Annotated in this window: 14 protein-coding genes and 1 tRNA gene; 9 read left to right on the top strand and 6 right to left on the bottom strand. The window is 68.8% G+C overall.

The window, feature by feature from the left end; translation table 11 throughout:
• Window positions 1-42: 42 nt before the first annotated feature.
• On the bottom strand, window positions 43-573 hold the full coding sequence (locus AC1RN0_RS09980; protein ID WP_492787287.1) for a VOC family protein: 531 nt from the start codon (window positions 571-573) through the stop codon (window positions 43-45).
• Between the two features lie 201 nt (window positions 574-774).
• Between AC1RN0_RS09980 and AC1RN0_RS09975 the strand changes: the two genes are divergently transcribed.
• Window positions 775-1,104 carry a hypothetical protein gene (locus AC1RN0_RS09975; protein ID WP_492787286.1) on the top strand — a complete coding sequence of 110 codons (330 nt, stop codon included), beginning with the start codon at window positions 775-777 and terminating at the stop codon, window positions 1,102-1,104.
• A 44-nt stretch (window positions 1,105-1,148) separates the two neighbouring features.
• On the opposite strand, the gene AC1RN0_RS09970 is transcribed toward AC1RN0_RS09975, so the two are convergent.
• Window positions 1,149-2,192 carry an amidohydrolase family protein gene (locus AC1RN0_RS09970; protein WP_492787285.1) on the bottom strand — a complete coding sequence of 348 codons (1,044 nt, stop codon included), beginning with the start codon at window positions 2,190-2,192 and terminating at the stop codon, window positions 1,149-1,151.
• A gap of 310 nt (window positions 2,193-2,502) precedes the next feature.
• On the opposite strand from AC1RN0_RS09970, the gene AC1RN0_RS09965 reads away from it, so the two are divergent.
• Complete coding sequence (locus AC1RN0_RS09965) at window positions 2,503-2,781, top strand: hypothetical protein (RefSeq protein ID WP_492787284.1); 279 nt, start codon at window positions 2,503-2,505, stop codon at window positions 2,779-2,781.
• On the opposite strand, the gene AC1RN0_RS09960 is transcribed toward AC1RN0_RS09965, so the two are convergent.
• Together AC1RN0_RS09960 and AC1RN0_RS09955 are read right to left on the bottom strand one after the other, a co-directional pair.
• A tRNA-Ser gene (locus AC1RN0_RS09960) sits at window positions 2,749-2,838 on the bottom strand. The two genes, AC1RN0_RS09965 and AC1RN0_RS09960, sit on opposite strands and share 33 nt — an antisense overlap.
• 42 nt (window positions 2,839-2,880) lie before the next feature.
• On the bottom strand, window positions 2,881-3,282 hold the full coding sequence (locus AC1RN0_RS09955) for an SRPBCC family protein (protein ID WP_492787283.1): 402 nt from the start codon (window positions 3,280-3,282) through the stop codon (window positions 2,881-2,883).
• Window positions 3,283-3,475: 193 nt separating this feature from the next.
• On the opposite strand from AC1RN0_RS09955, the gene AC1RN0_RS09950 reads away from it, so the two are divergent.
• Genes AC1RN0_RS09950 through AC1RN0_RS09935 form a run of 4 tightly spaced genes read left to right on the top strand, consistent with a single transcriptional unit; the run spans window position 3,476 to window position 7,448 of the window.
• The gene (locus tag AC1RN0_RS09950; protein ID WP_492787282.1) at window positions 3,476-4,057 is read left to right on the top strand and encodes a hemerythrin domain-containing protein; all 582 of its coding nucleotides are present in this window, start codon (window positions 3,476-3,478) and stop codon (window positions 4,055-4,057) included.
• A gap of 3 nt (window positions 4,058-4,060) precedes the next feature.
• Window positions 4,061-6,280, top strand: a complete 2,220-nt coding sequence (locus AC1RN0_RS09945) for a hypothetical protein (protein ID WP_492787281.1) — start codon at window positions 4,061-4,063, stop codon at window positions 6,278-6,280.
• Window positions 6,277-6,459, top strand: coding sequence for a hypothetical protein (locus tag AC1RN0_RS09940; RefSeq protein ID WP_492787280.1), 183 nt, complete (start codon window positions 6,277-6,279; stop codon window positions 6,457-6,459). The genes AC1RN0_RS09945 and AC1RN0_RS09940 overlap by 4 nt, the downstream gene beginning before the upstream one ends.
• 11 nt (window positions 6,460-6,470) lie before the next feature.
• Complete coding sequence (locus AC1RN0_RS09935) at window positions 6,471-7,448, top strand: SDR family oxidoreductase (protein WP_492787279.1); 978 nt, start codon at window positions 6,471-6,473, stop codon at window positions 7,446-7,448.
• Window positions 7,449-7,486: 38 nt separating this feature from the next.
• Here the strand turns inward: AC1RN0_RS09935 and AC1RN0_RS09930 are convergent, their stop codons facing one another.
• Window positions 7,487-10,087, bottom strand: a complete 2,601-nt coding sequence (locus AC1RN0_RS09930; RefSeq protein ID WP_492787278.1) for an FG-GAP-like repeat-containing protein — start codon at window positions 10,085-10,087, stop codon at window positions 7,487-7,489.
• Window positions 10,088-10,365: 278 nt separating this feature from the next.
• Here AC1RN0_RS09930 and AC1RN0_RS09925 point away from each other — a divergent pair, with 278 nt between their 5' ends.
• Both AC1RN0_RS09925 and AC1RN0_RS09920 read left to right on the top strand, forming a co-directional pair.
• Window positions 10,366-10,914 (top strand): phage tail protein, encoded by a 549-nt coding sequence (locus AC1RN0_RS09925; protein ID WP_492787277.1) that lies wholly within the window; start codon window positions 10,366-10,368, stop codon window positions 10,912-10,914.
• 74 nt (window positions 10,915-10,988) lie between these two features.
• A complete protein-coding gene (locus tag AC1RN0_RS09920; RefSeq protein WP_492787276.1) occupies window positions 10,989-11,534 on the top strand; it encodes a phage tail protein in 546 nt (181 codons plus the stop codon).
• A 7-nt stretch (window positions 11,535-11,541) separates the two neighbouring features.
• Here AC1RN0_RS09920 and AC1RN0_RS09915 read toward each other — a convergent pair whose 3' ends face one another.
• Entirely contained in the window at window positions 11,542-11,826 is a 285-nt protein-coding gene (locus AC1RN0_RS09915; protein WP_492787275.1) for a DUF6916 family protein, read from the bottom strand.
• 87 nt (window positions 11,827-11,913) lie between these two features.
• Here AC1RN0_RS09915 and AC1RN0_RS09910 point away from each other — a divergent pair, with 87 nt between their 5' ends.
• Window positions 11,914-12,444 carry a GNAT family N-acetyltransferase gene (locus tag AC1RN0_RS09910; RefSeq protein ID WP_492787274.1) on the top strand — a complete coding sequence of 177 codons (531 nt, stop codon included), beginning with the start codon at window positions 11,914-11,916 and terminating at the stop codon, window positions 12,442-12,444.
• Window positions 12,445-12,743: the final 299 nt, after the last annotated feature.

Here is a 12,743-nt window from a genome sequence, read left to right as displayed (position 1 = left end):
AGCCATCCTACAGGTCAGGGGCTGACCGCAAGGCGCGCGCGCCTATTTCACCGGCCGGATCGGATCATGCCCGTCCCAGTCGACGGCCGCGCGCCGAATATGGTCGAAGAAGCGCATCTTCGTTCCGCTGACATCCGACAGCTCGATCACTGTGCCGGGGTGCGCCTGGTCGGTGTCGAAATAGACGAAGCGCCCGTTGGGCCCGTTGATCTGTCCCTCGTGGCCGACCGTCAGGCCGCGGGCCAGGGCGGCGTCGTAGTCGGCCTGGTAGGTCGTCGACCACCAGGACATGTGCTGCAGCCCCTCGCCGTGCCGGGCCTCGAACTCGCGGTAGAGCGACGGGACGTCGTTGCGCTGCTGGATCAGCTCGATCTGCAGGTCGCCGCTGTTGGCCAGGGCGATCGACAGGTCGATGTCGTAGGCCACGCCGCGATGGCGGAACCAGTCGACCGGGACCTTCTCGATGTAGAAGAACGGCCCCACGCCGAGCACCTCGATCCAGTGCTTCATCGACGCTTCCACGTCGCGCACGACATAGCCGTTCTGACGGACCGGACCGGTGAAACGGCTCATGATGCATCCTCCCCGGCCGACGCGGCGCGACCCCGACGTCAGGGTCAGCCAATCCCGATCCGGGCGCAACCGGCCGCGGCGGGCGCGGCCCGGTTTGAGCCCGGGTCGATGCGTTTGATCGATTGCCGTTCGCCGAAGCGGCGCCTAACCTCCCCCGCGCCGGCGAGACACTTCGCCGCGAGGAAACGAGGGGGACCACCCATGAAGACCAGACTGCTCATCGCCATCGCCGGGCTCGCGCTCATGGCCACGCCGGCGCTCGCCGCCTCGACCACGGTCGAGTTCGCCAACAGCGCCACCGGCCAGACCAGCACCGTCGTGTTCAACTCCGACGGCACGGCCAGCGCCAACGGCGGTCCGGCCTCGGCCTACACCGTCGACCAGGCCGCGAAAAAGATCTGCGGCCAGGTCCAGGGCCAGGAGCTCTGCGTGACCTTCGGCGAGATGGGCTCGGCCGTCGGCTTCACCACCAGCTACACCGACACCGCCGGCAATTCGGGCACGGCGACGATCACGGCCGTCAGCCAGTAGGCCGCGAGACGGGGGCGGCGGACGCCTGGCGTCCGTCGCCTCCTCTATTCCGCGCCGCCCATCGCCCGGTGACGCGCCTGCGTGGCCGCGTCCAGTCGCAGGAAGCGGGCGGCGTTATTGTAGAAGATGTCGCGCTTCTGCTCGGCGCTGAGAAACGGCGCCGCGTCGATCACGTCGATCGCGCGATCGAGGGTTTCCGGCCAGACCATCTGGTCCGAGCCGAACATGATCCGCTTGCCGAAGCCCGCGTCCACCAGCGCCTGCAGATAGCGATAGAAGGCCGGACGCGGCTGCGAATAGACGATCACACCAGTGTCCACATAGACCTGCGGATGGGCATACAGCAGCGCCAGGGTGTCATCGAGCATCGGATAGCCGGCGTGCATCACATTGACCCGCAGGCGTGGGTGCCTGACCAGCACATCCTCGAGCAGCAGTGGGCTGCTGAGGCGCGCGCGATAGCCTGAACCCGGCAGATAGGCGACGCCGGGCGGTCCCGGACCGACATGGATCGCGACGGGAAGATCGTTCGCCTCCGCCGCAGCCCAGATCGGCTCCAGCCGCGGATCGTTCGGGGCGATGCCTTCGTACTGAAAGCCGAGCTCGCCGACCACGGCCAGCATGCCCTTCTTCTTGCCGTCGGCGAGTTCGGCGGTGAGGTTCCCGCGCACCGGGAAGTCCGGCATCAGGCTGGGGATCACCCGGTCCGGCGCGGCCGTCTGCCAGACCTTCACCTGGGCGTACCGGCCGCTGACCACGCCGATGACATTGCGGCGCTGCATGATGGCCAGCGTGCGCGACAATATCTCGCCGTCGGTCATCGGTGACCAGATCGGGTCGGCGCAGGTCGGATGCTTGAAGAAATCCATCAGACGGTCGGCGTAGTCGGTTGTCTGATCCCACGTCGGCATGGGTTGGATCGGCGTGCACATCGCCAGCGGCGGCGGCCCCTGGTCGTCGGCGGTCAGCGCGTGCATGTGCATGTCGATGATCGGCTCGACCGGCGTTGCGGCCGCGGCCGTCGTGGCGGCGGCCGCGACAAGGCACAGTCCGAGCAGCGCTCCCCGGACAGAACTCACAACACCCATGATTCGACGGCTCCCCTTGACGGCAAAAGAGGGTCGCCGGGACCGTCGCGGGGGTCAACCTGTTCGTCGAACACCGGCTCCCTGGCCAACCGCATCCGGTCGGCGGCGCTGCCGCGCGTAACGGCCTACCAGACGGCCATCGGCGACATAGACGGACAGGCCGAACTCGTCGTTCCGCGCCGGCACAAGGGCGGCGGGGCCCGCTGGAACGGTTCGGGGGCGGCTCTCGATCGTCACGCAGGCGACGGCCTGCGCATCCCGGTGACGGTCCGCACGATCGAGGGCCTGAATCTCGCCCCCCGTCACCTTCATGAAGATCGGCGTGGAGGGCTATGAGGAGAAGGCCCTTCGCGGGGGCTGGGACACCATCCTGCGCGACAAGCCGACGCTGCTCGTCGAGCTGGAAGACAGCGTCAGGAAAGACTGTCGACGCGACATCATCGCCCTGCTCGGGTCCATCGGCTATTCGAGCGGATACTGTGATGGCGGCGGCTGGCTTCCGGAAGCCGGCCTGAACCCGGCGCAGATCGCGCCGTCGGGCCGGCGCCGGCGTTGGTGGCGGACGGGGTGGGATTCGAACCCACGGTAGGCTTCCACCTACGGCGGTTTTCAAGACCGCTGCCTTAAACCACTCGACCACCCGTCCGTTGGCGGCGCTTCTAACAGCGCCCGCCCCCCGCCTCCAGTCCTAACGGGCGGCGGCCTCGGCCGTGGCGCGCAGAACCTCGGCGCCCTGACGCATCATCGCCTCCATCGCTCCGGCCGCCGCGTCGGGCAGCACGTCGGCGATCCAGAGAAAGCGGCATCGGCCCTCGCCGTCCGGGATCACCTGGTTGGAGGCGCTGTGATGCGTGAGCCGATCGCTGACCACGCCGTAGGCCAGCCGCATCGACCCCGGGTCGAGGCCGACAATCCGTTCCCGCACGGTCATGCCGTTGCCGAAGGTCACCAGCCGGCTGTCGCCCTTGAGCCGCGTGTCCGTCACGAACCCCGGCACGAGCCGCGTGTGCAGCGCGCCGTAGTCGGCGATCGCGTCCCACACGACAGCGGCCGGCGCCTTGACGGGGATTTCGATGCGGATGGTGGCCATGGTCCGGTCCCTCTGTGGATATCGCCCGATCCTGGCAGCCCGCCCCGCGGGCGGCTCGCGGGATCCGGACATCGTCACCGGCGCAGCCCTGGGTCGGCTATCCGACGCCCCGACCGTTTTACGGGAACGGAATTCCGCGCCGCGATTTTCCGGGTCTGACGCAGTCCGCGTCGACGCAGGAAGGATCATCGCCATGGCCACGGCCGCCGACACCCAGGACGCCATCGCGCTCCTCAAAGCCGATCACCGCAAGGTCGAGGACCTGTTCGCCAGCTTCGAGAACGCCCGCGACGCCGACCGCAAGCAGAAGCTGGTCACGCAGATCTGCACCGAACTGACCGTCCACGCGATGATCGAGGAAGAGATCTTCTATCCGGCCTGCAAGGGGGCCATCGAGGAAGACCTGCTCGAGGAAGCCTACGTCGAGCACGACGGGGCCAAGGTGCTGATCGCCGAACTCATGGCCAGCGCGCCCGACGAGGCCTTCTACGACGCCAAGGTCAAGGTGCTCAGCGAGCAGATCGAGCACCACGTCGAGGAAGAGGAAAAGCGCGCCGAGGGCATGTTCGCCCAGGCCCGCAAGGCCGGCCTCGACATGGACCTGCTCGGCGAACAGATGCGCGCCCGCAAGGCCCAGCTGACCGAGACCTTCGAGCGGGACGGCCTGCCGGCGCCGGAGACGCGCACCTTCTCGGGACACGACCTGGAAGAAGGCGCGCCAGTCGATGATGACCAGCAGCCCGCCGAACCGCGCGACGCCGCGCCGCGACCCTGAACCATGGCCAGGCGCGTTCCCGACATCGAACCCGGTGCGCCGGGCCTGCCTGTCGGGGCCCTGGCCCTGGACGCCGAACTCGCCGCGGGCGGGATGGAGCCGCTGGGCTCCATCCCGTTCGGCGAGGTCTCCCTCGACTGTCGACAGGGCCGCGACGCCCTGTGGGTCTTTCTCGGCGAGCGGCTGGCGCTGCGCACCGCCTGGGCGCCCGGTGGCGATCTAGTGGTCCGGCGGGTCGGTGATCGCTGCTTCGAGGCGGAGAGCTCCCTCGGCCGGTTTGTCGTCGATATCGCGCTCGAACCGGCGGAAAGCCTTGTGCGCGTCACCACGCGGTTCACGCCGGCCGCCGACCTGGTGGTCGCTCACTGGCCGCGCGACCTCTACGTCCTGAACCCGGCCGGTCGTCCCTGCGACCCTCCGCCGGAAGGCCGGGTCGAGGCGGCCCAGCGCGGGCTCAACGTCGGCCTGGTGTTCCTGACCCTGCCCGGCTCAACGTTCGGCACGGTGATGTATCTGCAGAACCTGACCGCGCTGAACGCCTGGTTCCAGGCGTCGGGCACGACCCCGGACGGGGTTGTCGGCGGCGAGTGGCCCGAGCTCGGCTATCGTCCTCAACCGTTTACGGACAAGGCCCTTCCAGCGGGCGAGAGCCTCGTCCTGTCCGATGCCCTGCTGACCTGGACGCCCGGCGACGCCGGCGCCGAAGCCGACCGGGCGGGCGCCTTCCTGACGCTGCTGGCGCGTCTCTGCAGCCGTCTGGACGATGCGCCGGCGACGGAGTTCCGGGACTGGCCGGATCGGTGCGAGCGGACGCTGCGCCATCTGGCGCGGTCGCCCAAGGCGACGATCCAGCACTACGGACACACCTACCTGCATCCCTACACGGCCGCCGAATACCCGGACTGCATGGTCCAGCTGAGCGTCGCCCAGTCCCTGCACGAATACGCGGTCTGGCGCGGCAAGCCGGTGGCGCTCGAGGCGAGGCTGCTGGCGGGCATGCGGAAATTCCATGATCCGGAGCTCGGCTCGCTGCGCCGTTATCTCCCCAACGTCGGCGACGACAAGAACGCCGACGAGGTCGACAGCTGGTACCTCTACCATCCGCTGCTGAACCTCGGCCGCCTGGCGCTGGCGGGCGACGACAGTTGCCGGACTCTGTTCTTCGACTGTCTCGAATACGCGATCAACGTCGCCCGGCATTTCCGCTACGACTGGCCGATCAAGTTCAACGTCAGGACACTGGACGTCATCACGGCCGACCGGGGCCACCCGGGCATGGGTCAGTCGGACGTCGGCGGCATCTACGCCTACGTCATGCTGCTGGCGCAGGACCTGACCGGCAAGCCGCGCTACCGCGACGAGGCCATGGCCGCCCTGCGCGCCCTCAAGGGGTGGCGGTTTGAACTGCTCTACCAGGCCAACCTCAGCGCCTGGGGCGCGGCGGCGGCGGTGCGCCTCTGGCGCGACACGGGCCGGGCCGAGTTTCTCGGCACGGCCGGCGCCCTGCTGGCCGGCGTCTTCCACAACAGCCTTATGTGGGAGTCGCAGATCGTGGCGGCCGTCCACTACCCCAACTTCCTGGGCGCCACCTGCCTCCATGACGGCCCCTACATGGCGCTCTACGAATGCTTCGAGACGTTCGACGCCTTCGAGGAGATCCTGCGACGGGGTGGTCCCGAGTTGCCCGACCCGGTCCGCCTGCTGCTCGGCGAATACCGTCGCCATGCCCTCAGCCGCGCCTGGTTCTACTTCCCCGACGCCCTGCCCGCGGCGCTGTTTCCGCCCGACGCGGAGGTGCGGAACGGGCATATCGACCGCGCCCTCTCCTTCCCGGTGGAGGATCTCTACGGCGACGGCCAGAACCCCGGTCAGGTCGGCCAGGAGATCTACGGCTGCGGCGCGCCCTTCACCTTTGTCACACGCGCCTTCCACGACCTGCCGGGCGCGCCGTTCCGGCTATTCGCCGAATACCGGCTGGCCGATCTGGTCCTGTCGCCCGGAAGGGTCTCGTTCCGCCTCGACGGGGCGGCGGGCTACCGCGGGATGATCCGTCTGACGCCGCGCGGCGGATCCCTGGCCGGCGTCAGGATCGACGGCGCGGTCGCCGGACGGCGGGACGGCGCCCTCACCTGCACGGCCGACGTCGGACCGACGCTGGTCATCACCTGGGACCCGGACCGGCCCGCCCGCGCCGGTTCCCGAAAGACAGGAGTGGCGGCATGAGCAAGGACAAGCAGCAGAGTGACGGGCGGGCGGCGAACGCGGCGTTGCCGCCCGGGCGCCGCGACGGCCTGACCTCCGAACGCAAGACCCGCGAGATCGGCCAGTCGGCCATTTCCCGGCCGGGGCCGGACGGCGTCGACCCCGACGTGATCGGCGACACCTTCAAGCGCAAACCCTGACGGAGGCCGGCATGTCCACCGCTGACCCCGCAAATCCCACGGTCGCGCGTCAACGCGACATCCAGCACGAGGTGGCGCTGGCCGACGCGCGCCGGCCGACGGAGACCGGTTCCGCGATGCAGGCCGGCGCGCGGCGTTACCCCGAACCGCCGATGCCGTCGGGCCACCAGGCCAAGCCGGGTTCCGAAGCCGGTCTGGACCTGCAGCCGATGTACGACGCCCCCTACTACGAGGGATCGAACAAGCTGCGCGGGCGGGTGGCGATCATCACCGGCGGCGACTCCGGCATTGGACGGGCCGTGGCCGTGCTGTTCGCCCGGGAGGGCGCGGACGTGGCCATCCTGCACCTCGACGAGGCGCAGGACGCCGAGGCGACCCGCTTGGCCGTCGAGAAGGAGGGCCGCCGATGCCTGGTGCTGAAGGGCGATGTACGGGACCGCGCCTTCTGCTTCGACGCCGTCGACCAGGTGGTGAAGGCGTTCGGGCGGCTCGATGTGCTGGTCAACAACGCCGCCTTCCAGGTTCACAGCGCCACCTTCGAGGACCTGACCGAGGCGCATTTCGACGAGACGTTGAAAACCAACCTCTACGGCTATTTTCACATGGCCCAGGCGGCGGTGCCGCACATGAAGCCGGGGGCCGCCATCGTCAATTCCGGTTCGGTGACCGGCCTGATGGGCAACAAGGACCTGATCGACTATTCGATGACCAAGGGCGGCATTCACGCCTTTACCCGCGCGCTGTCGACGCAGCTGATCCCCCGGGGCATCCGGGTCAACGCGGTGGCCCCCGGACCGGTCTGGACGCCGCTCAATCCGAGCGACAAGACCCCCGAGGACATCGCCCGGTTCGGCGCCCATACGCCGATGAAGCGACCGGCGCAGCCGGAAGAAATCGCGCCGGCCTACGTGTTCCTGGCCTCGCCCCACACCGGAAGCTACATCACCGGCGAGATCCTGCCGGTCATCGGCGGCTACGGCGGCGGCTAGCGCCGCCGCAACCGCGGACCGTCAGGCCGATCGCGCCCCTACAACACCCAGCCGCCGTCGGTGTCGCCGCCGCCGGTGTAGAGGTTGCCGGTGGTGGCGGTGAGGTTGCCGTTGATCTCGATGCGGAAGTCGGCCTTGCCGTCGCCGTCGACGTCGAGCTGCAGGGTGGTCACCGCGCCGTTGTAGGACAGCACCGCCTGGCCGGCGACGCTGGTGAAGCCAGAGACGAAGGTGAAGGCCTGGTCGCCGCCGCTGTTCACATTGGCGTCGATGGCCGAGAGGTCGATGCGGTCGTTGGCGGCGAAGCTGAGGTCGACGATGGTGTCCTTCTCGACGAGGCCCGCGCCGGCGCTGAACCGGTGGATGTCCAGGTCCGTGAAAGCGAAGGTGTCTGCCCCCGCCCCGCCGGTCAGCCGGTCGGTTCCGTTGCCGCCGTAGAGCAGGTCGTCGGCATCGCCGCCGTCGAGCACGTCGTTGCCGTCATCGCCGTAGAGGGTGTCGGCGCCGCCGAGACCGGTGATGGTGTCAACCTCGCCGCCGCCGTGCAGGACGTTGGCCCCGCCGCCGCCGATGATCGTGTTGCGCAGGGCGTTGCCCGTGCCGTTGATCGACCCGGCCCCGCTGAGGGTCAGGTTCTCGAGGTTGCTTCCCAGGGTGTAGGTGATCGAGGCCGTCACCGTGTCGGTCCCCTCGCCGGAGGCCTCGGTGACGGTGTCGCCGGCGTCGTCGACGACATAGCTGTCGTTGCCCAGGCCGCCGGTCATGCTGTCGGCCCCGGTCCCGCCGTCGAGCGTGTCATGGCCCAGCCCCCCGATCAGGGTGTCGACGCCGGCCTCGCCGTAGAGCACGTCGTTCTGCGAGGAGCCGTCGAGCGTATCGGCCCCGTTGCCGCCGTACAGGGTGTCGGCGCCGCCGTCGCCGTTCAGCGTGTCGTTGCCGTCCAGGCCGCTGAGGGTGTTGGCCGAGCTGTTGCCGAGGATCACGTTGTCCAGCCCGTTGCCGGTCCCGTTGATCGCTCCGCCCGGCGCGGCCAGGGTCAGGTTCTCGAGGCCCGTGCCGAGGGTCCAGGAGATGCCGGACCAGACCAGGTCGGTGCCGCTGCCGGTGGATTCGTCGGTGCTGTCACCGATGTTGTCGACGATATAGGTGTCGTTGCCATTGCCGCCGATCATGGTGTCGGCGCCGGTCCCGCCTTTCAGGTAGTCGTTGCCCTCGCCGCCGGAGAGGGTGTCATTGCTGGCCCCGCCGTCGAGGTAGTCGTCCCCGTCCAGGCCGCTGAGGCTGTCCACGCCCGCCGTGCCGGTAAGCGAGTCCGGGCCCGCCGTTCCCCCGCCGGCGGCCGCGGTGGTGAAGTTGAGCGTGGTGTTGTTCTTGATGCCGAAATAGATCGAGCCGTCGCTGTCGACGAAGGTCTTGGCGTCGATGCGGATCGCGTAGTCCGTCGAGGCGGCCAGGGTGATCGAGGGGTCGATGGTCCAGGTCGTGCCGGAGCCGGTGACCTGGCTGCTGCCGATGGCGATGGTCTCGACGACCACGTTGTCGCTGGTGCGGACGATATAGATGTTGCCGGTCGCGCCCTTGGACACGCTCTCGTCGAAGGTCAGGACGATGTTGGCCGTCGTCGAGACGTTCGCGCCGTTGTCGCTGGGCGAGAAGGTCGAGATGGCCGGGGGCTTGCCCGAGGCGCGGAAGAACGAACCGGTCGAGCCGTTCACGCCGGCGATCAGGTCCACATCGCCGTCGCCGTCGACATCGCCGACCCGGTAGGCCGACAGGTCCGGCAGGGTCAGGCCGGCGAACGGCGACGAGGCCTGGCTGAGGATGGTGAAGGTGCCGTCGCCGTTGGAGCGGGCGTACTGCAGGGCCGTGCCGTTGCCGCCGGTCTGGTAGAGAATGTCGGTGTCGCCGTCGGAGTCGAAGTCGCCGACCACGGCCCGGCCGGCCGCCGCCGGCGCCGGGAAGGTCGCGGACGACTGGCTGGTGAAGGTCCCGCCGTCATTGCGGAAGTAGCTGCCGGTCGCGTTGGCCACGGCCGCCCAGACGTCCACATCGCCGTCCCCGTCGAAGTCGCCGACATAGTAGGTGCGGCCGCCGTTGTCCGGCAGGGACAGGCCCGCGAACGGCGAGGACGCCTGGCTCAGCAGGGTGTAGGTGCCGTCGCCGTTCGAGCGGCCATACTGGAAGGCCGTGCCGTTGCCGCCGGTCTGGTAGAGAACGTCGGCGTCGCCGTCGCCGTCGAAGTCGCCGAACGCCGTCCGCGTCGCCGCCGCCGGCGCCGGGAAGCCGGACGTCGACTGGCTGGAGAAAGACCCGCCGTTGTTGCGGAACCAGGAGCCGGTGGCGCCGTTGACGCCGGCCCAGACGTCGAGATCGCCATCGCCGTCGACATCGACGTACCAGTAGTTGCCGCCGTTGTGGTCCGGAAGGGTCAGGCCCGCGAACGGCGACGAGGCCAGGGTCAGGATCGTGTAGGTGCCGTCGCCGTTGGACCGGGCGTACTGGAACGCCGAGCCGTTGGCCCCGGTCTGGTAGAGGATGTCGACGTCGCCATCACCGTCGAAGTCGCCCAGGAGCATCCGCGCGCCGGCGGCGGGCGACGGAAAGGTTGCGGTCGAACCGCTGGTGAAGGTGACGGCCATGTTACTATCCCTGCTCCCCGGCCAGGCCTCCCCGGCCTGATCGCGCTGCTGCACTGACGGCTGCCGCCGCTTGGCGAGCGCAGCTTGGGCCTTGGCGGCGACGCCCTCCGTATACGGAGCGGGTGCAACCCCCGGGCGCCGATTACACGTACGCACGCATGGGGAGTCGTATCACATAGCGCGCATTGGGGAAGCCACAACAACCATTGATTGTTTTAATGGGACCTGTAGGTTGCCGTGAGGCGCAGGCACGCGCCAGGCGATAGGGGGAACTATCCATGGACGTTTTTATGGGCACCATCCAGGCGTTCGGCTTCTATTTCGCGCCGCGCGGTTGGCAGACCTGCAGTGGCCAGCTCATCTCGATTTCCCAGAATTCCGCGCTGTTTTCGCTCCTGGGCACGAACTTCGGCGGCGACGGCACGGTCACCTTCGGCCTTCCGGATCTGCGCAGCCGCGTCGCGGTCGGTCAGGGCCAGGGACCCGGGCTGTCCAACTACGTCATCGGTGAAGCGACCGGCAGCGAACAGGTCGGCCTGACCTCGCAAAACTTGCCGACCCACACCCATATGCTGATGGCCAGCACGGTCGCGGCCACGGACACCACCCCGGCCAGCGGCGACGTGCTCGGCGCGCCCAACGGGGAGGACGCGGACCTCGCCCCGGTGACGGTCAAGATGTACGCCCCGGCCGGAACGGGCATGGTGCCCCTGTCGCCCACGAGCATCGGCGTGGCGGGCGGCTCGATCCCCATGTCGGTCATCCAGCCCCTGCTCTGCATCAACTACTCGATCGCGATGGAGGGGATTTTCCCCAGCCGCAGCTAAGGCCGCGACATCGTCAGCCGGACCCTCGCCCGCCGCGAGGGTCTTCAGATCGAGACAGATCAGGGGACTTACGGATGCAAGTATTCATCGGAACCATCGAGACGTTCGCCTTCGACTTCGCGCCGCGTAACTGGATGCAGTGTCGCGGCCAGCTCATGGCGATCTCCCAGAACGTGGCGCTGTTCTCGCTGCTGGGAACCACCTTCGGCGGCGACGGCCGGGTGACCTACGCCCTGCCCGACCTTCGCAGCCGGGTGATGGTCAATCAGGGCCAGGGGCCGGGCCTGTCGCAGTACATCATGGGAGAGCAGATTGGAGTCGAGATCGAGTACATGCTCGTCTCCAACATGCCCCAGCATGTTCATGGCCTCAACGCCAGCACGGCGGCCGCCACCGCCACCACGCCCGATGGGACCGTCGTTCTGGGCGCCCCCAACGGCGAGGACGCGGATCTCGCCCCTGTGACCGTGAAGGACTACGCGCCGGCGCCACCCACCGGGATTCTGTCCCCGACCAGCGTGGCGGTGACCGGCAACAACACTCCGGTGCCGGTGCTTCAGCCACTGCTGACGATCAACACCTCGATCGCGCTGTACGGAATCTTCCCTTCGCGCAGCTGAGACCGCGTCAGTTGAATACGGAGTGATAGTATCGCCGGGGACCTGGCAGGGTCTGGGTCGGAATGACGTAGACCTCGAGCAGGTCCCCGCGCGGTGATTTCATGCGATAGGAGCCCTCCGCGAGAAGGGTTCCCCAGGGCGTGGAGAAGACGAGCGAAAACGGTTCACGGGGCAGCCAGCTGGGGCCGGGCTGGGGCGTGACCTTGTCGAGCAGGATGCGGATCGGCTCCGGCGTCGCATCGACCGCGAAGGCCTCCCCGACATGCGGCTTGAAATCATCGATGGTCAGCAACTGACCGAACCTGGGGAGCGGGTGCAATGCCTGCCTCTTCGCTGGAAACGCCGACAACGACGCGGGTGACAGCCATAGGTGCACGGAATGCGAGAGTCGACAAGCGAGGCCGAAAGCCGGAACGATCCGGGCCCTGCCCCGCGTCAGTTGGGCGCCGATCTATGGCTCCGGCCGCAGGCGCCGGCCGATGGGCCGTTCCTCAAGGGCCTGTTTTTCACCACCAGCCTGGCGGCGATGGGACTGCCGGGGGAAGCGGGGCTGGCGCCGCTGCTGGAGGCGCAGCATCAGGGGCGCGAGCGGACTTACACCAGCGCCTGGCCGGACGCGCGCCGCTGGGTGATCGAGGCGGCGGGAGCGCCGGTCGGCAGCCTGATCGAGGCGGACGTCGACGCCGCCCTGCATGTGATCGATATCGCCCTGCTCCCGTCGGTCCGGAGACAGGGGGTCGGCCGCGCCGTGATCGCCGATCTTCAACGGCAGGCGAAAGCGCGCGGTCTGCCCGTCACGGCCATGGTTGTCGTCAGCAACGCCGCGTCCCTGGGGATGTTCAGGGGCCTGGGATTTACCGGGGAGGCGCCGGACGGCGAGGCCCAGGCGTCGCTGACTTGGCGTCCCTGACCGGGGGGGGGCGCCGCTGACCCTGGCCGACCCTGCGTTCCGCGCCCGCGCGGCGTCGGAACGCGCGGACGCCGCGGAGCCAATCGGGTCGAAAATCTCCATCGCCTTGATATCGCGCGGTAATTTCAGCACTGCCCGCGGGGCGAACACGAAATCCGCCTCCCCTTCCGGCCCGCCCGCATACTCACCTCATCCCGCCGCACGGGGAGGGCGTCTCGGCCAGGCGATCCGATGCGGCGGCGGGGTGGAGTTCGAGCGGGGTCAGGTGAGCGGGGGTTACGCTCACGGTCCGGGGATGG

It is taken from the genome of Caulobacter sp. GW821-FHT12F03 (genome assembly GCF_058806855.1).
This window is presented reverse-complemented; position numbering and strand designations above follow the sequence as displayed.